General features: G+C 57.7%; 12 protein-coding genes and 1 pseudogene. 10 read left to right on the forward strand and 3 right to left on the reverse strand.

The annotated features are described in order from the left end of the window. Positions 1 to 286 precede the first annotated feature (286 nt). Positions 287 to 1,011, reverse strand: a pseudogene (locus A3AI_RS44680) (autoinducer binding domain-containing protein). A 207-nt stretch (positions 1,012 to 1,218) separates the two neighbouring features. Between A3AI_RS44680 and ald the strand changes: the two are divergent. From ald to A3AI_RS49060, 6 genes are all read left to right on the forward strand, one after another. Continuing rightward, positions 1,219 to 2,331 (forward strand): alanine dehydrogenase, encoded by a 1,113-nt coding sequence (ald, locus tag A3AI_RS0140605; RefSeq protein WP_024520961.1) that lies wholly within the window; start codon positions 1,219 to 1,221, stop codon positions 2,329 to 2,331. Positions 2,332 to 3,142: 811 nt separating this feature from the next. Further along, entirely contained in the window at positions 3,143 to 4,321 is a 1,179-nt protein-coding gene (locus A3AI_RS0140615) for a thiolase family protein (RefSeq protein ID WP_024520962.1), read from the forward strand. A 46-nt stretch (positions 4,322 to 4,367) separates the two neighbouring features. Next, positions 4,368 to 5,066 carry a CaiB/BaiF CoA transferase family protein gene (locus A3AI_RS50085; RefSeq protein ID WP_198030352.1) on the forward strand — a complete coding sequence of 233 codons (699 nt, stop codon included), beginning with the start codon at positions 4,368 to 4,370 and terminating at the stop codon, positions 5,064 to 5,066. Positions 5,067 to 5,110: 44 nt separating this feature from the next. Beyond that, the gene (locus A3AI_RS50090; RefSeq protein WP_283807326.1) at positions 5,111 to 5,737 is read left to right on the forward strand and encodes a CoA transferase; all 627 of its coding nucleotides are present in this window, start codon (positions 5,111 to 5,113) and stop codon (positions 5,735 to 5,737) included. A 515-nt stretch (positions 5,738 to 6,252) separates the two neighbouring features. Continuing rightward, on the forward strand, positions 6,253 to 6,894 hold the full coding sequence (locus A3AI_RS0140625) for a TetR/AcrR family transcriptional regulator (RefSeq protein ID WP_024520963.1): 642 nt from the start codon (positions 6,253 to 6,255) through the stop codon (positions 6,892 to 6,894). Between the two features lie 537 nt (positions 6,895 to 7,431). Beyond that, positions 7,432 to 8,139, forward strand: a complete 708-nt coding sequence (locus A3AI_RS49060) for an aspartate/glutamate racemase family protein (protein ID WP_024520964.1) — start codon at positions 7,432 to 7,434, stop codon at positions 8,137 to 8,139. A gap of 560 nt (positions 8,140 to 8,699) precedes the next feature. Here the strand turns inward: A3AI_RS49060 and A3AI_RS0140635 are convergent. After that, positions 8,700 to 10,355, reverse strand: a complete 1,656-nt coding sequence (locus A3AI_RS0140635) for an MFS transporter (RefSeq protein WP_024520965.1) — start codon at positions 10,353 to 10,355, stop codon at positions 8,700 to 8,702. Positions 10,356 to 11,220: 865 nt separating this feature from the next. Then, entirely contained in the window at positions 11,221 to 12,399 is a 1,179-nt protein-coding gene (locus tag A3AI_RS0140640; RefSeq protein WP_024520966.1) for a M24 family metallopeptidase, read from the reverse strand. A 1,924-nt stretch (positions 12,400 to 14,323) separates the two neighbouring features. On the opposite strand from A3AI_RS0140640, the gene A3AI_RS0140645 reads away from it, so the two are divergent. The 4 genes from A3AI_RS0140645 to A3AI_RS0140660 form a co-directional block, all read left to right on the forward strand. Next, complete coding sequence (locus A3AI_RS0140645; protein ID WP_024520967.1) at positions 14,324 to 15,430, forward strand: ABC transporter substrate-binding protein; 1,107 nt, start codon at positions 14,324 to 14,326, stop codon at positions 15,428 to 15,430. A gap of 175 nt (positions 15,431 to 15,605) precedes the next feature. Continuing rightward, the gene (locus tag A3AI_RS0140650; protein ID WP_502685794.1) at positions 15,606 to 16,604 is read left to right on the forward strand and encodes an ABC transporter ATP-binding protein; all 999 of its coding nucleotides are present in this window, start codon (positions 15,606 to 15,608) and stop codon (positions 16,602 to 16,604) included. Positions 16,605 to 16,625: 21 nt separating this feature from the next. After that, on the forward strand, positions 16,626 to 18,404 hold the full coding sequence (locus A3AI_RS0140655; protein WP_024520969.1) for an ABC transporter permease subunit: 1,779 nt from the start codon (positions 16,626 to 16,628) through the stop codon (positions 18,402 to 18,404). 1,365 nt (positions 18,405 to 19,769) lie between these two features. Then, positions 19,770 to 20,693: ABC transporter substrate-binding protein (locus A3AI_RS0140660; protein ID WP_198030354.1), on the forward strand; the 924-nt coding region annotated here is incomplete at its 3' end.

Below are 20,693 nucleotides of genomic sequence, written 5' to 3' on the forward strand. Positions count from 1 at the left end.
CTACGCGGTCGGCCTATGAAGACCGAGACTGCAGCCCGCGAATCTGACCGACCGCTACGGCACTGTTGGGGGTGCGCGTCCGGTCAGCTTCGCTCCGTCGAGCGACACCATCAAACATCAGACGTGATCTCTCCGGCAACCGCTTGACCATGGGCTAGCGAAAGTGCCAATTGCCTCTAACGATCGGGTACTTCACCTGCGCGCGATCAGATCGGAACGCTGCGCGGCATCAGATTGGAATACCTGCGCGCGATCATTGGAATCCGCACTTATGGACACTCGACTACTATCTTCGGGCCTTTGATCGGGCTAGTCGGGCTACTGCTTGGCGAAGTGTGCGGACACCGAGTTTTGCTCGCGCAGCATCCAGACGGCCGTGCGCTCAGAGATGCCAAGAATGTTGCCGATTTCCCAAGCAGACTTTCCGCGAGAAGACCATTCGAGACATTCGAATTGTCGAGAAGACAACAGCACCCCATCGACAACGCGATCGGACCTCAGGGTGAGCCTGGCGCTCGCATGAAAGAACATCGCGAGTACCCGTAGAACGTTCGCGTGCTCGTCTATTGTGCGCTCAAAATCGATGCGTCGCTCGTTGGTCGCAAAGGTCAGCGCCGAGATCGCGCCTCTACTATCGTGGATTGGAATAGTGAATCCGCACCGAAAGGCGAACCTGGCGGCCTCTTCAAATAGCTGGCGCTGTGATTTCGACTGAAGTCGCAGTCCGAGCCCAAGACCCCATCGAAACGGCAGATCATGGCGGATAGCCTGGCCAACAACAAGATCGAAGCGTTCATAGTGATGCCATAGGTAACGTGCTGTCCGTAATGGCGGATATGTCGAGCTTACCTTGGGGGATTTGGCCGGTTCGGCCGGTTCATGCGGCAGCGCAAGATATGCAAACGAAGAGAAGTTCAGTGCGGCGGCAATATCCGCCATGCTGCTCTGAAGTTCGTCCGGGCCGGTGCTTTCGGTAACTCGATCGACAAACCTTTGAAAAGCGCGATGCATTCGGCGTCCCTGACAACAATATCGTGCCACGTCAGGACCTACTGTGCGAGTACCCGTAGCGAGCTTCCGTCCAGCCCATGCTCCGCTGTGAGGAATCCTGCGCGAGGGGATGAAAATCGCGCAATTTCTGCGTCGTTTCGCCGATTAGTTTGCAATTTCACAGCGCGCTTCCGGTTAGAAGAGGTTGTCGAAGCATGGAGATGGCAAGTGAAGGTCGGTGTTCCCAAGGAAATCAAGACGCACGAGTATCGCGTGGGTCTTACGCCTGGAGCCGTCCGAGAATATGTGGCGGCCGGCCACAGCGTTCTGGTAGAGACCAACGCCGGTGCGGGTATCGGCGCGACGGACGACAATTATCGCAAGGCTGGCGCAACCATTCTGGAGTCCGCTCGCGAAGTATTTGCATCGAGTGAGATGATTGTGAAGGTTAAGGAGCCTCAGCCCTCCGAATGGGTTCAGCTGCGAGAGAGCCAGATACTGTTCACATATCTGCATCTCGCGCCGGATCCCGAGCAGGCCAAGGGCCTCCTGAAGTCGGGATGCACCGCTGTCGCCTATGAAACTGTGACTGATGCTGTTGGCGGCCTGCCGCTGCTTGCGCCCATGAGCGAAGTCGCGGGCAGGCTTGCAATCGAGGCCGCCGGTGCTGCCCTCAAGCGGTATGCGGGGGGGCGGGGGTTGTTGATCGGTGGGGTGCCTGGTGTTCAGCCGGCCCGCATCGTGGTGATCGGAGGCGGCGTTGTTGGTACGCATGCGGCTCGCATGGCAATCGGCCTCGGTGCCGAGGTCACCATCCTGGACCGTTCGATACCGCGGCTTCGCGAGCTGGACGAACTGTTCGAGGGGCGAGTCCGGACCAGGTTCTCGACAATCGATGCCGTTGAGGAAGAGGTATTCGCGGCTGATGTTGTAATCGGCGCCGTGCTCGTTCCTGGCGCAAGCGCGCCGAAGCTTGTCGGCCGCCGCATGCTGGGTTCGATGCGAAAGGGTTCGGTAATCGTTGACGTCGCCATCGACCAAGGTGGTTGCTTTGAGACATCGCGTCCGACGACTCATGCTGCTCCAACTTACGAGGTCGAAGGCGTCATTCACTACTGCGTTGCCAATATGCCCGGAGCGGTTCCGCGGACCTCAAGCCAGGCGCTGAACAACGCGACTCTGCCATTTGGTTTGGCTCTCGCCAGCAAGGGATTTGCAGCTGTGCTCGAAGATCCGCATTTGCGCGCAGGCCTGAATGTCCATCATGGCCGCCTCACTTGCAGGGCTGTGGCCGAGAGTCTCGGTCTCCCATTCTCGCCGATCGACCAGGCTGCGGCCTGATCCCCGAGGCCCCTGGTGGGGCGTTTCCTCCCAGACTTGATGGGCCACTCCCTGCGGGAGTGGCCCCTTTTTTTGGGGTGGCAGAATTCTTCGACCTGCTCTCAAGAGTTTCTGATCGGGTTCGGGCGAGCGCTCCTGCTCGACTTGGTACTCGATCTCCAGTTCTTGCAGCCCGCTGCACCCGGTGGGTGAAGGCGGCACCTCGAGCTCGGCCGCATTTCAGCGTCCTGGCGAGGCGGCCTGATGCCCGACAAGCAATATGGACCACACAGGAGCTTCGAGCGGTCAAGCTTTGGAATGAAATCCAATACAGCAAACGACCTCTCCTCACCGATCGATGCCGAAGAGGTGTAGCGAAAAGGATTGCGCTCGCTCCAAAGAGGCGCTCGCAGCAAAACCAACGAATATGTTCTTAGCAAACGGCTTGGAGGACGTTCGGCTTAAGTGCCCAACCTTTGAACCTCCTTGACCTGTCAGCAAACCTATGGTGAGTTACTGGCGAGTAACGTGAGTAATCGACAAGTAATGTTTCTACCCAGAACTGATAGATTCTCCGCTTTGACGCCGCGCTTTGGTTCAATCCGGAACAGTCTGCCAGCTCTCTGATAAAAGTCCGATATGCTCTCCAGCATAAACGGCGTGTTGTCTGAGCAGTCGATTGCCACCGCCGAGTGATCTCAACGTGCCGCAAGCCCCATCAATTCGATCGAGCCGAAGGAGTGCGTTCCGAAAGAGACGTATTCTCCCGTTTTGTGGGTACGCCAGTTGTAGCTACAGCGGCGCCTACTGTTAACTCAATCGAGGTCACAACATGAGTTATCGTGCAGCAATCGTTGGTGTCGGCGCGACGTCGTTCGGAAAGTTTTTGGATCGTTCGATCCGAGATCTATCGGAGGAGGCGGTCCGAAGTGCCTTAGCCGATGCCAGTGTGAATACGACTGATGTTGACCGGGTCTATTTCGGCAATGCTGCGGCCGGGTTGATAACCGGGCAAGAGATGATCAGAGGGCAGGCCGCGTTGCGCTTCTCCGGATTGGCGGGCACGCCTTTGGTCAACGTGGAGAACGCCTGCGCGACTGGAAGCTCTGCTTTCCATCTTGCATGGGAGGCGATTGAGGCAGAGCAAATTGACGTAGCCGTCGTCGTGGGCGCGGAAAAGCTGTCACACAAGGATAGATCCGTATCGCTAAGCGCGTTTGCCGGCGCGCTCGATCTTGAAGAAGAGCTGCCAAGCCACATCGGTACCGGCAGCGGGGCCGTGACTATGGACGTCTATGCTGAAAAAACGCGGCGTTATATGGAGATCTCGGGCGCAACCGTGGAAGATTTTGCACAAGTCGTGGTCAAAAGCCGAAAGGCGGGTCGGCTCAATCCGATCGCCCAATTCAAGACCGAAACGACGGTAGATGAGGTCCTAGCGCAGCGCCGTATTAGTGGACCGCTGAGGTTGCCCATGTGTTCAACCATGAGCGATGGTGCAGCCGCTCTGGTCATGTGCTCAAGGGCGTATGTATCGCAGATGGGGCGTGCAGGTCCGATTTGGGTAGCGGGATCGGTGCTCGTTTCGGGGTTTGCAGATTCATCCAAGAGCATTTGCGCGATACGTGCGTCGAGAGAGGTCTACGATCGTGCTGGCGTTAGCCCGCAGGATATCCAGGTGATTGAACTGCATGATGCGGCCGCGCCAGCGGAGCTGATGCACTACGAAAATCTTGGCCTCTGCGCCCCGGGCGGCGGACCTGATCTGCTGAGGAGCGGAATCACTGGAATCAACGGGGAGATCTCGGTAAACCCGAGCGGTGGATTGCTCAGCCGCGGGCACCCTCTTGCAGCAACAGGCGTCGCCCAAATTATCGAGCTTGTTCATCAGCTTCGAGGGACCGCTGGCGCTCGGCAACGGGAGGGGGCAAAGGTTGGCTTAGCCGAAAATAATGGTGGTCAAATCGGTGGAGATGCTGCCGCGGCCGGAGCTGTAGTTCTCTGCCGCTAGAATGTCGCGGGAATGAACTCCTGGGAGTCGCGTACGAAACGTTGCTTTGAGTTCTGGGCAAGCGTTCTGTTTCTCTCTCGATAAGTGCAGCCAATCTCCAACCGAACAGCTGAAAACCTTTGGAGTTCGGATTGTCAGTAGTAGCTATGTCGCAAACTTCGACGTTTTAAGAGGGTTGCAAGCGATGTGTGGACAGGAAGTTTTTGCAAGCCCGCTAGAGGGGCTCAAAGTCATCGAGTTGGGGACAATGATCGCAGGCCCCGTCGGATGCACGCTTCTTGGTGACTTTGGCGCAAACATTATAAAGATCGAGCTACCAAAGCAGGGAGACGCTCTCCGCCATCTTGGCCCTTTTGTCGACGGAGAGAGCCTCTTCTGGAATGTCGACGGGCGCAACAAAAAGTCTGTTGCTATCGATCTGCATCATCCGGAAGGGCAGGATTTGGTAAAGCAGCTGGTCGCGCAGGCCGACGCAGTCGTAGAAAATTTTCGACCCGGCACATTGGGGAAATGGGGCTTGGCTTTCAACGATCTGATCAAGATCAATCCCAAGCTTGTAATGGTGAGCGTGTCCGGGTTTGGGCAAAACGGGCCCTATGCATCCCGAGCCGCGTACGACCGAGTAGCAATAGCATTCGGGGGACTCCTGAATATAACGGGGTATCCCGATCGGCCGCCGGTCCGCCCGGGCCTGCCAATGGCCGACTATCTAACGGCGCTATTTAGCGCTTTCTCGCGCTCATGATGGCGCTGTACGAAAGGGACGTTCGGGGCGGCCAAGGCCGGCACGTGGACCTCGCTCTCTACGAGAGCATCTTTCGATTTTCAGAGGCGCTGACCGCAGCTTACGATCGACTTGGCGAGGTTCGCCAGCGCCAGGCTAACGTTACTCCAGCGGCGGCTCCCGGGGAGCATTTCGAGACAAAAGATGGACGTTTTCTGGTGCTTGCAGTCGCGAACACGCCGATGTTTCATCGGTTATGTAGCGCGATGGATGAGTCCTCTTGGCTGAATGATCCGCGATACGCGACCCCTGAGGCGAGGTGGCGACATATAAGCGACTTAAATGAGCGCGTCAGATGCTGGGTCAATTCAAAGAGTGTTTCTGAGTTGCAAGAAAGGTTAGATCAGGCGGGCGTTGCGTATTCGCTGGTCTATTCTATCGAGGATATTTTTGCTGATCCTCACTTTGCGGTTCGTGGCAACATCGTCACAGTCGATAGTCCACGCATTGGACCTATGAAGATGCAAGGTGTCGTGCCTCGGTTCGTCGGTGTGGAGCCGCGTCCAATATCTCCTGCGCCGGAGCTTGGGCAGCACACAGCAGACGTGCTTCGCAGCATGCTGGGATTGTCGGACGATACTGTGAGAGCGCTCGCCGAGCGGCAAATCATCGGACTCAGCCACGATCGGTGACTTCTGATTCAAGATGCTGTGGGATTCAGATTGAGCAGTTCACTATTTCTCGCTTGCTTGACGGTGGTCTCGATGTTTGAGAGATAGAATTGCACTGTCAGCGCTACGCCGCATGGAGTATTCAAAGCTAATGGTTTACATACCGGATGGGTTAGTCGCGTTCGTTTGGTGGCGCGATGTCAGTCAGCCGGTCATTTTGAGAGTCGGATTCGTCTTAAGGAGCCATTCCAGTGAGGCGGGAGCTCAGTCAACGTAGCTGATGGATACACGCTTGCTGTTGCTCCATGGAAAATCGTCGCACCTAAGGCCTCGGGCGGCTAAAATGACTGAATACTTTGAGCGGAACGTCCACCCGGCCAGTATCGTTTTGGTGCCGAACCACTAATCTGCACCAATGTCCGAAAGGTGTTAAGTGCTTCACCGACCTGATAGCCTGCGGCAACCCGAATCTAGCTGCGTCTCAATGGAAGGGAAAGTGCGTTTCATTGAGCGATGCGTACCGCTGTGAGTAGCGCATGAAGTCCGCAAAAATTCGTCGCTGGCGCGCGTCGGTGCCGGAGATAGATGAGCAATACGCGATAAAGCGCCGTTTGCTCATCAGAGAGGCGGGGCGGGCATTCAGTCGGAATGGGTTTCACAACACATCGCTAGATGAGGTTGCTCGGTCGCTCGGCGTCACCAAGACTGCTCTCTATCGTTACATCACCGACAAGAATGAAATCCTCTACGAGTGTCATAATGTGGCGCTTGAGGCGGGCGAACGTATTTTAGCAAAAATCCAGACGGAAAAGGTGAGGCCGCTTCAGACTCTCCGCCTATTTATTCTCGAGTTTCTATCGTTTCTTACAAGTGATCTAGGGAGCTACGCGGTTCTCAGCGAGCCTCTAATTTCGCTGCGTGAACGTGAAAGAAGGTTGATCAGAGCGCGACGTCGGAAGTTTGACACCGCGCTACGAGTTATCATTGGGGAGGCAATTCAGGCGGGAGAAATACCAAGGACAGATCCTGGTTTGGCTGTCGCCTTCATCATGGGAGCGATCAATTCGGTCCCGCGGTGGTTTGATCCTTCGGGCAGAATTACGGGCGATGATATTGCAGCTGTGTTTTCCGAATTGAGCATTTGTTTGTTGCACGGTGATGCCAAGCGTCAGGAATAGAACCAGCTCGTTGCCAGGACGAAGGGATGGCACTGCTTGTCGAGATGAGGCTATGTCGGCCTCCGGCGCTTTTGGTTCAAAGAATGAACTTCGCCGGCCCCGCAATCACTTATGTTTCGAGTACGACAACACGAAACTGTAACGGCCGCATCCCGAATGGCTCAGCGCCATGCGAAACGTTGACGGTCCAAACCGACGCAGGAATTCGCAGCGGCCGCCCATCGGCAGATCGTCGCCATACCGAAAAACTATGGGCGAAGTAGTTCGTCAGGCTGGACTGCCCTCTGGAGATCCCGCGACGCCGCCGAAGGCCTGCGGGTGACCGAAATTAAGGCGAGGGCGTTGAATTGAGCGACCAGAGATTGCGAATTGGCGCTACGACCTTGCGGTCGACCCTTCGCGGGGGATCGCGCGAAAGCTTCAGGTTACTCAATCAGGCGCAGAATTTCAGCCCGGCCGTGGTGGAAATTATGAAATTCGGCTTTAAGGCGTCGTATGATTTGTGCCATCACAATCCACGGTCTCGCGGAGTCCTGAATGGCATCGTTACCCCCACGCTCTCTCGGAATACTCCGCCTGGAACGGGGACTGCCGCCGGGCGCCGCACCGTGGATGCTGCCTCCCGGTTACTTGTTGAATCCCGCTACCTTCGACTTCGAGGTCATCTGGGAAACTGTCGAGGGAGCTTGGGCGGACGTCGTCATCCGCGGCGACCGTGGACTCGAGCCGGCATGCACCGCAGCCGCCAAGCGCCTTGTAGAGCGAGGCGCCGTCGCAATAACGTCCAGCTGCGGCTTCTTTATTCGGCATCAGGCGGCGGTGGCCGCCTCGGCCAATGTTCCAGTGGCGACTTCGAGCCTGCTTCTGGTACCTGCTTTGCTTCGCCAGCTGTCGCCCACCGCCAAGCTGGCCGTCTTGACTGCCGACTCGACGTACTTGGCTGAAGATATGCTCGGGCTCGACAATCCGAAGGACCGGGCCAGGGTAGTTATCGCCGGCGTTGAGGGTGGCACGTTATGGCGGAACGAACTGCAGCGGCCGCCGCCACCGACCGAGGTCTCCGATATCGAAAAGGACGTTGTCGACTGCGTCCTGCAAATCCGGGCCGCTCATCCGGAGATCGCAGCTATTTTATTCGAGTGCACAGCCTTTCCGTGCGTGGCGCCAGCGATCCGCCATATGACAGGCCTGCCTATCTACGACATAACGACTCTGTGCCGGATGACCATGTCGACCGTCGTCTGAGAGCGCGTCGCGTGTCATGGACACAGCGCGTTGTCGCTTGGAGAAAGAGTTGGCATTCGCCCGAGGCACTGTTGGGTTGAGGTGAGAGCATCGAGGGCCGCGCTGTCGGTTTCGGCCTCGTCCATCGAGCGGACCAGCGCGAGCTACGTGGCTGACCGATCGGGGTGGAGTTGGGGGCGTACGCGTCAGCAGCAGGTGTTCAGGGGGGCTTGTCCAGCGTGCGCTCCAAGTGCCGATGGTTATCCCGGCCGGAACCACGCGAGCTGCGCATATACGCATTCCCTCAATCTCTACTCGCGCCAAAAAAGAACGGCGTCGCTTCTTCCTGAGTGTCATGTTCCGTCCTCACAGCTACTGGCGGATGAGCAGCCTTGTCCGCTGATGCAGAGATCATCCGCTCGACAACGTGTCGTGCAAGCAGCGTCGCACGCAATGAGCTGGTCCAAGCCTGAAGCAGCTGCCGCTAGGACGTACTGCTATTTTATCGTCGCTGTTTGCATTTGCGAGTACCGATCGAAACGCAAACGTTGGCCCCTGACGGATGCATTTTCGCGGCACTTTCAACGACGCAACAGTTCGTCGCGACATTCCACGTTTTCGTTCCAGCGTACCGATCCGAACGGGCGCTCCAGCATGCGATGAATGCGAACGGGTTCGGGGCCAATGTGGAAAGTTGCTGCTTTCTGATCCAGCGCGCGCTCGGATTGGGTGGAGCGATTGCGCTGGCGCAGGTAATCGAGCCATGTTGGGCAGTGGTAGCGCTCCCTCCACAACTCAGGATCAGCGATGTCGCGCCCAATTGACCAGCCATAGGCCCCATTACGTTGGCGGATCAGCTGTACGTCCTGCATGACGTTGTGGAAGGCGCGCGCATTCTCCGGAGCGACGCGATATTCAATCTCCACCACCAGTGGCCCGCTGCGGTGGGTGAGCGGAAGCCGAACCTCTGGATCGGCCAGCATATCGGCATTCTCGCTACGCGCGCTTATACGCGGCATGCGCAACCAGAGGCCAAGCAGTGACGAGAGCGCCATTAGTGCGGCGGAGACAAGCAGCGTTATCTCGACGCCGGCGGCATCAGTGAGACGGCCCCAACCCCAACTTCCGACGCCAATGCCGCCTGAAAACGAAGCCTGATAGACAGCTAGCGACCGGCCCGCGACCCAGCGCGGCGCCGAGAGCTGCACGCCGATATCGAACAATGTGAACGCCAGAGTCCACATCGCGCCGGTCATGACCAGTGCGATCATGGTCAGAATGGGCTCGCGACTCAATGCCACTGCTGCGATCGCGAGACCCATCGAGAGCACACACACGCGCACCGCGGCTTCGCCGCTCATGCGTTTGCGTACCTCGCCGATACAGAGTGCTCCAATAACCGCCCCAACGCCAAAGGCGCCTAGCATAACCCCATATGTCTGCGCACCACCACGCAACAGATCGCGGGCGACCAGCGGCATGAGGGCCGTGATCGAGGCTCCGATCGCACCGGTTGTCATGGCGCGGGTCAGCACAATCTTTATCGACGGTGAATTGGCGATGTAGCGTACCCCCGTAGCGATGGCGCGGGTCAGTTGTTCAGGCGGCAGCCGCGAATGCTCTGTGAGGCGTTTCCATAGGAACAACGCTATCATCAGCGGCAGATAGAGCAACGCGTTAGCCGCATAGGCGGCAACCGCGCCCGCGATCGCAACCACAATGCCACCTATCGCGGGCCCAAAGCTGCGCGCTATGTTGTAACTGATGCCATTGAGTGTAACCGCCGCTGGCAGCGCCTCGGCCGGCACTTGCTCGCCGACAGAGGATAGCCAGGCAGGACCCATTAGTGCCGCGCCGCTGCCGACCAGGAAGCAGAGGGCAAGTAGTAGATTTGGCGTGGTGAGATCCCACCACTCAAGTGCAGTCAGCGCGGTTGCGCCGCAAAACGAGATCAAGAGCGCAACTAACGTCACGACTCGGCGGTCATACATGTCGGCAACGGCACCGGCGGGCAACGAGATGAACATGACCGGCAGCATCAAGGCCGTTTGCACTAGCGCGACCTTATCAGCAGACGACGTCATTTCCGTCATCGCCCATGCCGCGCCGACTCCGCGGATCAAGATTCCGAGATTCGACAACAGGCTAGCCAACCAGATGTGTCGGAACGGAGCATACCGTAGCGGTGCGGCGATGCCGTCAACGCTAAGAGTGTGGGGCTTGAGCAGATCAGTCATATCGGGTCCCGCCTGGCTCGCGATGCTTGGTTCCGCACCACGATCTGAGAACGTGTCCCGCTAGCAAGTGCGATCGAGTATTCTCAACTCTGTCTAATTTGAGCTGCTTGCGTGCGAAACGCGCCTGATCCCGGCGAGAGATGTGAGGAATGGTTTGCAGGTGCGAGTTGCTACCTCGCGTACCGCAATCCGCCTGTCGCCCTGTTAAAACAAGCGCCAAGTCGCCCGCGTCTTTCCTATTCGGTTTCATCGGCATAGCAGCGCTTTGTTTCCAGCTAGGGCGCATGAGGTCAGTCCGTCGGGTAGAAGCACATCCTGATCGGCCAAGAGACTCGCTGCCTTGTCCGCTCGGGGGAAGGCGGCGTACCTTCCGAGGAAATCAACCTCGGCTGATGCGGTCTTCGAGCGTCCGGACGGAAACCCCAACTGTAAGCAGCTGTGTCACAAGGATACATTCGCCAAAGTCTGAAAACGACACGGCTCTCCGCACTCTCCACGATTGGTTTGATCCGACCGAGAGCGACAAAACTGACCTCGATCGCGCGCTCGGCAGTAGGTGGCCCCAACACAGCAGTCGGCCGCCGCGACCGCTCCGACTGGTCCCCTGGGCTCGTAACGACTCCTATACGACCGAACGGAAAAGTCATGCGCTCGCCAGTATATCGGCGATGAATGCAGCAGCCGATATATTGATTGCCAGCTCTCTAACACGACTACTTGGCATCCAGGCCGCGCGCGCTTCGGTGGCGTGGATGCGACACTCATCTTGCAGATGGTCGCCATCGGGAGCGGTCCGTGATGCCTCATCTTTAAGGCCCGGCCGACCTGGGCGGGGCTCAGTTGCGCCAGGCAGAGTATGCGCAGTTCAAAGCTCGAAAAGCTTCCTTGGCGCCCGGGTTAATGCTTCACCGCCGGTCTCGGTAACTCGGAACGTCTCGCTAATCACATAGCCAAAGTCTTCTTCCACCCAGTTGCCCAGCATCAGATGGAAGGTCATATTCGGCTTCAGCAGCGTCATGTCGCCATCCCTGAGGCTCGCGGTCGGTTCCGACCAGTCGATTCCAATGGCGTAACCGCAGCGCGAATCTTTCCTGAAACCCATCTTTTCAATCGTGTTGTAGAATGCGTTTGCGACGTCACTGCAGGTTGCACCGACCCGGGCTGTTTTCAGTGCGGCCTCCAGACCTGCGGCCTCAGCCTCGTGAATACGACGTAAACGGTCGGAAGGCTTGCCGATTATGTACGTCCGCATCAGCGCAGATGTATAACCGTGCCGGACACCGGCTAGCTCGAGGTTGACTTGCGAACCGTCGCGAAAGGTATCCTCGGTCCAGCGAATATGGCATGTACCCGTACGAGGCGAGGCGCACAACAAGAAGTGGGCAAGTGCCGTTCCAGGCTTGCCGTTGGCACCGCGCACCAGCGTTCCAATGATCTCAGCGGCCGCGTCAGCTTCCCGCACACCAGGGCGGATAACTTCTGCCGCGCGCATAATTGCCGCATCGGCTATGGCGGCAGCTTCTCTCATGACCGAAATCTCGAGGTCAGACTTAATTAGCCGGATCCAGTCTATAGCTTTGGAGAAATCCGCGACCGTCTTATTTGACAGTCGTGTTTTGAATTTTTCTTGCGCCTGTCCCGTTTTCAGCGTCAAGAAGCCAGGTTCGAGTCCCACGCCGCGCCTTGCAAAGCCCTTGTCAAGGAGGAAATCGATGATCACGTCGTAGCCATCCCGATTAGGGTTGGCGATGAGATCTTCTGGATAGCCGATCACGTTACTAGGACTGAGGAAGGTCTGATGGAGAGCCGCGGGCGCATCACACTGACGCAGGATGAAAGTCGGTTCGTCCTCCTGAGCCGAAATGACCAGGCCCTGCGGGACATACCACGAATAGGCGGTATGACCCGTAAGATACGCGATATTGGAAGGGCTGCTTACGACAAGTGCATCAATATCGCGTCTTTCCATCTCCGATTTCACCGCGGCAAGCCTGCGCAGGTATTCTGCTCGTGGGAATACCTGCGGTCCTTTGCTTATCGTCATAGTCTTCGCTCCATCATTTTATACTATGTGAAAAGGACGAAAGCCTTGGTTCGCTGAGCGCGCCGATTCGATCAGCTTCGTATGCCGGCCCTTCAGCCCAGGTGCGTTCGTAGAGACCCATTCGATGATATTGCTTGGTGCTGCTCTTGTTGTTTCTACACATGCAGTAAGTGGCCGAGTTGGACAGAACTCCCGCGCGACCGTTTTGCACCTGTCGCCACTACGCGCCAAAATATGGGAGGTCACCGCTAAGGGGTGTCGGACCAAAACGAGCAGCTGCGGCTGCGATCTTGCGTGAATTCCGGCACCTACGCTTGCGAAAGCGTCTTGCAGGTGCAATAAGCGGTGCCAATGAGAACTGCGGCGGTCGCATGCCATTATTAGATGATGGTCGAGCAAGAACGGCTGCATCAGAGATTGAAAACCAATCTTCGTTGCATTTGCCGCGTGGAGGGCGAGCAGTGCGATTTGTCTAATACCGCGGTCTGTCACAATCTCCATTGTTCATGTCCAGGCGTAACACTTGGCCCACCTACAGCGCAGTTTGATGTGGGAAGGTCTTTCCGTTCAGATGATATCGCCTGCGAAAGTTGAATTTCGACGATGTGGTGGGCCTCGCCGCTGTTATCTTGCGCGCAAAATGCGACTCCCGAGGTTTTCCGGTGACGGTGAGAGGGGAGTGGGGTCGTAGCGGCCGAGCCCGTAGAACTCAGATCTGGCATGCCGCAAGACGCAAGACGCAAGCAACACCTAGTCGGGAGGACCGGGGTACGGCTAGAAGGGGGGACGACTATTCTCCGCCTGCGAGATCAAGTCAGCGCTAACCAGAGCGCCGTACTCCGTTTGCATACGCACGTCTCGTAACAAGGGAAACAACAAGCACTGTCGGTATCTGATTCCGGCGGCGTTCCGTCAGCCCTGTCTCAGTCTGGTCACCGGGATGGACAGAGCGGCAAGCCCCGCAATTGTTCAGACGAAAACAGCGAACAATGAACTGATGAGGATGGGCAATCGGAAGTCTGGTTGCGCCACCGGTGAGCCAGGCGTCCTCTGCATGTGCAGTTGGCAGCAGCTGGCAACGCTGCCGCCGTCTCATCCGACCCCAATCTGCCCCTGGCCGCACCACTGACAAGGGTGTCGGGCTGCCGACCCTCCCTGCCTGCTTCTTATTTTTCCTGCGACGTATGTGAGGGTACAACGGCGCTTGGTCGAGCCCACAACTTTGATGATAACTAGCGTCGCTCGCTCGCACCGCATTTGCGATTGGAGTTCAGCGATCGTAAAGGCACTAAAGAACCATTGTGCTGCCACACTGCGCCGAATGCATCTTGATGAATCCTTGTGACGTGGACTCCGATCCGCCGCTCCAATGCCCGATCATTGTATCAAGGTCGATTGCACCGATCTAAGTAGCTCGAGGCTCATCGCAAATTGCGATGACCTGGCCGGAGTGGCGAAGTACGAGATCGTAGCATGCGGCGGGCGCAACCCCAGGGCCTGTACTTCCTTACAGTCGCGCCTCGGACATTGCCGCGACGATCGCTGCGGTGAACAGATCGTGCAACAAGAACAACTCGGCCGGGTACGAAGGCCTCTACACAGCTTCCAAACTCGATTAGAACCGGCGCTGGCCGAGCCTTGCACAACACGGCTAAAGAGGCTTCACAACGTAGGCAGTCGACAGTCGCGCCGGCTCGATTCTTCCAACCCAGGATCGCTTCGGATGCCCTGCTCGCGTGCAGCGAGAGATGGGAGCTGGAAGCTCGAAATCATCGCGTTATGGGCATTTTGTGCAGAATTTCGGCAAAATTCGGTGCTAATCGGGAAAAATCGACTATGTGACTCGCTAGCATCTATCTCAGGAACAAGACGTTCGGTTCGTGAGCGGTTCTGACGGACCGAGATCAAAAATCGAGGAGGGAACGTGAATCAGTCTATGAACCGCAGGCGATTCATGCAGGCGGCGTCATCCGTGATGACCGTCGGCGCGCTGTCTTCCGGTGCAACCCAAGTGTCGGCGGCATCGTCCGGCGAGCTACGGCTGAACATGAGCGCCGGCAATTTCGGTGAAGCCGTTATGAGCGCCTTTGTGAAGCCCTTCGAGGCGGAGACGGGTATTAAGGTGACGCCCGTCTACCAGGATCTCAGGGTGGCGCAGGTTGCGCTCATGGTGAAAACCAACAGCGTTACCATTGATGCGATTCTCATAAATCAACCCAACGCGCTTAGTCTTGCTGCGAACAGCTATGTCGAGAAAATCGACTACTCGATCCACAAGCAGCAGGAACTAGACGGGATCGTCGAGTATTGTAAGCATCCGTTCGGTTTCGGCAGCCAAATCTATTCCATGAACATCGTTTATAACACTAACAAGTTCCCGGCAAACAAGCCGCGGCCTACCACCTGGGCCGAGTTCTGGGACGTCGACAAGTTTCCTGGCACTCGCGCGCTCCCGAGCGGCCAGTTCGGATTCCCGGCCCCCTGGGAGGAGGCCTTGCTGGCGGACGGCGTAGTTAAGGACGCGCTCTACACGAACGATATCGATCGCGTTTTCGCTAGCCTCGACAAGATTAAGCCGCACGTTCGCAAGTGGTGGACGAGCGGAGCGGAGAACCTGCAGATCCTGCGCGATGAGGTGGCCGATATCGCGCTGTCCTATGATGGACGGGCGCTCGCCTTGATTGATCAAGGTGCGCCTATTGAAATTAGTCGGAACCAGGCCAAGCTAATGTGGGACTACTGGATCGTTCCAAAAGGTGCGCCGAATGCGCAGAACGCGCAGAAGTTCATCGAGTTGGTTGGTCGTGCCGACCGCCAGGCGGCCTTCGCCCAGCTGTTCGCGCTATCTCCGAGCAACCGCAGGGCGTACGAGCTGATGCCGGAGAAGGTGACCCGCAAACTTGCTACCTATCTTGACTACGTGGCGAGCAGCTATCCCGTAAATGGGGAGTGGTACGCTCAGACTGGATCGGACGGCTTGTCGAACTCTCAGCGGTTGATCCAGCGCTGGAATGGTTGGATTGTCCGCTAAATCGCAGGTGCCTGCGTGAGCTCTCCGTCAAGGCATGAGCTTGTGCTGACGCGATCCGGTTTCTGGAGTATCAACCGTGAATGTATACGTGAAAAGTACAATCCCGCTCGCTGAGGATGCCGCATTGGAGAAAAATCCTGTTTCCGCGGAAATCGAATTCTGCAATGTCACGAAAATGTATGGTGCGGTCGCCGCAGTCAAAGACGTATCACTCAAGGTACGTCGCGGCGAGTTCCTGACGATTCTCGGTCCAAGTGGTTCGGGTAAGACCACAGCACTGATGCTGCTCGCAGGGTTCGTAGCCCCCAGTAAAGGCGATATCCTCATTTCGGGAAAGTCCGTGGCTGCGGTGCCTTCCTATCATCGCGATCAGGGAATCGTCTTCCAGAACTATGCTCTGTTTCCGCACCTCACGGTCCGCAGAAATCTCGAATTTCCGCTCGAAATGCGCGGCATGAAGACGGCCAACAGGGCAGCGCGAGTTGAGCGCATGCTTGAGCGTGTGCACCTCAATGACTTCGGCGAACGCATGCCGTCGCAATTGAGTGGGGGCCAGCAGCAGCGCGTGGCGCTTGCCCGCGCATTGATCGCCGATGCTCCGATCCTGTTGCTCGACGAGCCGCTCGGCGCGCTCGACCGCAACCTTCGAGAGCAGATGCAGGGTGAGATCAAGGCCTTGCACAAGGAATTCGGCAAAACCACCATATGCGTCACGCACGATCAGGAGGAGGCGCTGACGCTATCAGATCGCATCATCGTCATGCGCGGCGGGCGGATCGAGCAGACCGACGCGCCGGAAGCTCTCTATGATCGCCCGACGACGCGCTTTGTTGCGAATTTCTTGGGTGAGGCCAACCTTCTCGAAGGTTCCGATTTTAAGCTCGAATGCGAGGCCGCGCAGCCCTCCGCTACAGTGGCCATGATCCGACCCGAGCGCATCTGCATCGTCGCCCCGGCGGCTCCGAAGCGTGCCGATGGGGGGCAGCGCCAGTCAGTCATCGGCACGGTCGATGATATGATCTATGCCGGACCACTGCGGAAATACCACGTGCGTGTCGGCAGCAGCATACTCACCGTGCGCGAGCATGTCGCCTCGGGGCAGCAGATATTCAAACCCGGCGATCAGGTACGCCTAGAGTGGCTGCGGTCCGACGTCCGCTTCGTCGCGGACTGAGACACTAGGAGAGTAAGGCGGATGGAAGCGCTTCAGAAACTCGGGCGAATGCCCACGGGACTCGCCGTACCCGCCTTCGCGATCTTGCTCGTAATTTTCGGCATACCGATCGTTCAGCTTTTTCTCATTAGCGTCAACGCACCATCTTTTTCGGTCGTCAATTATCGTGCGTTTTTTGAACAAGGCGCGACTGTCTTCGTTCTCTTCCAGACGATCGAGATGAGCGTGGTGGCTACAGTCGTCTGCCTCATCATTGGTTATCCCACAGCATATCTCATCGTGGCCGCGCCGAAGTCCGTGCGCACGACCCTTATCGTTCTCGTCTTCATCCCCTGGTTAACTAGCGGCCTGGTGCGCACCTACGCGTGGACCGTCATCCTGGGCGACCACGGTCTGATCAATAATCTGCTGCTCCACCTACGGCTGATCTCCGACCCGCTGCCGCTCCTCTATAATCGGCTGGCCGTCTATATCGGCATGGTGCATATCACGCTGCCGATCATGATCCTACCTTTAGTCAGCGTCATGCAAGGTATCGACAAGTCATTGATGGCGGCAGCCCGCAGCATGGGCGCGCGTCCCTCTGCCGCCTTCTGGCGCGTGTTTTTTCCACTAAGCCTGCCTGGAGTGCGCAGCGGTACTCTGCTCGTCTTCGTAGTCTGCCTTGGCTTCTACATTACACCACAAGCCCTCGGCGGGTTGCGCGACGCCATGCTGTCGAACTTCATCGCTGCACAGCTCGCTAGTTCGCTCAGCTTGGCGCCGATCGCCGCTGCAGCCTTCATCCTCCTGGCAATCGCCGTGGTCATGCTATCAATCTTCGGGCTAGACGTTTCGGGTACGCCGCACGAGACTGCACAACCGTTGCGGAAGTCCTCCCCATATCGGCTGCGCGCATTGGGCAGGCTGCTACAGTATCTCTATGAGATCGGCATTCGCTACCGGGCGAACCGCTGGACGGTGCACCTCTATCAGCCCATAGGCAACAGCGGCAGGTCGAAAATCGTTGGCGCGGTGTTTGTCCTTCTCGTCATGGTCTACCTGCTGTTTCCGGGCCTAGTCGTCGTCATTATGTCATTCAGTGCAGGGCCGTTTCTGGAATTTCCACCCTCAGGTCTTTCGCTGCAGTGGTATCGCTCTTTCTTCGGCGATCCGTCCTGGACTCTGGCGTTCTGGGACAGTCTCCAGATTGCCGTCACGGTTGCCGTGCTATCGACAGTCGCCGGAACACTCGCGGCATTCGGGCTTTCTCGCACCTATCCTCGGCTGCGCGTCTTTCTGATGATGGTGATCCTGACACCGATCACCTTGCCCGCCATCGTCGTTGCTGTTGCGGCCTATCTCGGTCTGATCAATTTGGGATTGATCGGTACGAAAGCCGGTATTGTTCTGGCGCACACCATCTTGGCCATTGCCTACGTGGTCGTCATCGTCGCGGCGACTTTGGCAAATTTCGATCGCCGGCTCGAGCAGGCGGCGAAGAGCATGCGAGCCGGGCCGGTGCGGACTTTGGTAAGAGTAACCCTGCCGCTGATCCGGCCGGGTATCATTGGTGGCGCCGTGTTCGCCTTCATCGCCTCGTTCGACGAGGTGGTCGTCACATCGCTTGTAAGCGGGTTTTCGATCCGAACACTTCCGTTGAAGATGCTCGAAAACATAAATCAACAGCTCGATCCGACGATTGCCGCGGTGGGGTCGCTGCTGACACTTCTGCCCGTCCTTTGGTTAATTGCCCTCTATCTCACTTGGTGGCGGTCGAAGCTTAAACTACAGGGAGCGTCAGCAAACCAGATTGCGTGAGTGGCGGTTGGCGGCCCTTTGGCGCCGACGCGCGGATTACGGTCTCCGCACACGACACACGCGCCCTGCTTAGTTTGCCTTTGGTGCCTCGTCTCCGCTTCGACGCCGCGGGCGCCGCGCTCGATGCGGGCCGACGCTCGTCGGCGCCTTCGCGTCGATCGAAGAGCCATAGCGCGTCTGACGGGGACGCCACGGCCACGCGCTTTCGTGCGATTCGGTGAGCTGCGGAGCGCGAGTGGCGCCGACTTGGTCCAGAGAACAAACCTCCCGGAGCTCGGCGAGATCCTTACTGGGCGTCCCGGCCGGTGCCATTCTGATGCGATTGCGGTCGCTGATCTGACGGGTACGGACATCCAGGACACTTGCCATCGCGGGCGCTCGCCCGAGGCCCAGCCGCCGCGAATGCTGGTTTGATCGTTCGAAATCTAGCCAGCCGCCCGTGAAGAACGCTAAGGCGTTGATCGGGGATTTGATTTTCCTGCGAAGGCGTTTTTGAAATTGCAAGCGTATGCGGTTTGATCGGTTGCCACTGATCGAGCCAGGCATTGTCGGGCGGCGCCCGGATTTGCCTTCATTGCCTCCTTCGACGAGGTGGTCGTCACATCAATCGCCAAGCGATTTCTCAATCCGCGCCCAACAATTGAAGTTGTCGGAGAATATAAACCAACAAATCGCTGCCCGTGGCCGCAAACAGCCGAATAGCCGTCGTCCAGGATCTGGCAAGCCTCGGGGTAATGACAAGAGTCACAATCAACCGCGCTGATTTCTGACGCTATGCGATGTTGGCTTAGCGCTAAGCCATCGAACGCCGCGAAGCATGTTGATCGCGTAGAAGCGCGGGCGCTCGCGCCGCGACGCGCACTCCTGAAGCCACCGTGGAGATTGGGGCAGTGGCGCGGCTGAGGATTTCAGCCTTTCCGACGGTGTGCGCTTCGTCACCCTGCGACTGAAGGACGACACCAACTCGTTCTGACCTATTCCGATCCTGCTATTTCTCGTTCGGCAACGCACCGATCGCAATCATTTCCGCCATCGATCGTGAGGCCTGCTTCGTCCGTGTGTTCTCCGACGACGAGACTCGACTTCATGAGCCATCGGCGCATCAGGCCAAACTCGACCGAGGGGAGGAAACGATGCTCCTTGCCTGATGAACGCGTGAGTCTGAATCAGGTCGTCCCTGCGGGAGTTGGCGATGGGGCTCTGAGTCATTGCCGTCTTGGTTACGATGTTCGATTTATGAAACGCTCCCGATGATTCTCAATGGCTTACTGCATCCAAGTAAACGCCTGTTCAATCGTGGCGACCATGATAGGCTTTTCGCACATGATAATATGCGGCGTTCAAGGCGCTCGCGGGAGGATAACGATGAACCGAGGTAAACCGGCGCGTCTTAGCCGGCGTGGTTTTCTTAAATCGGGTGCGGCTGCTGTCAGCGCGGCGAGTTGGCCGTTGATCCTAACGCCGAGCGTCGCCAAGGCTTCCGCCAAGCTGGTATTTGCTTCGGCAGGTGGCGCTTACCAAGAGGCGATGGAGACCGCGTTCCTTAAGCCGTTCACTGCCGAGACTGGAGTTGAGGTCATCTCGACGGGCGTCGCGGATATAGGCAAGATCCGGGCGGCGGTCAAATCCAAGAGTGTGGAATGGGATCTTGTGGTGACCCTACCCTCCTGGATTGCACCCGGGGAAAACGAGGGACTTTGGGAGCCTCTCGATTACAATCAAATCGACGCGTCGGACACGATAGCTGGCGCCAAGCGCGACTACGCCGTCGGCGTGTACATCGTNGCCGGCGGTATAGCCTTCAGCACCGAACGGCATGGCGGCGGTAAGGCGCCGCAGACGTTCCCGGAACTCTTCAACCCGGCCAAGTTTCCCGGTCGGCGACTCCTGCGCCCGCGGCCTACTGAAATGCTCGAGGTTGCGCTGCTCGGCGATGGCGTTCCGCCCGACAAGGTCTATCCGCTGGACGTCGAGCGCGCGTTCAGGGCCCTTGACCGGCTGAAGCCGTATGTNAATCACTGGCCCGCGGAGACGCCGAAGACCATCGACTTCGTCTTACAAAACGAGACGGACTTCTCATATGCATACAACGGCCGTGTGATTGCGGCCGCGAAGCAGGGCCTGCCGATTGGCTTCTCCACCAAGCAAAATGTGCTGTTCACGGACTTCATTCCCATTCCCAAGGGGGCGCCCAACAAAGACCTGGCTATGAAGCTGCTTGGCTTTATGATGCGGCCGCGGCAGCAGGTGATCTTTGCCAACCAGATCGGCTACATACCCGCCAAGCTT

The sequence above is a fragment of the Bradyrhizobium sp. Tv2a-2 genome, assembly GCF_000472425.1.
Taxonomy (GTDB): Bacteria; Pseudomonadota; Alphaproteobacteria; order Rhizobiales; family Xanthobacteraceae; genus Bradyrhizobium.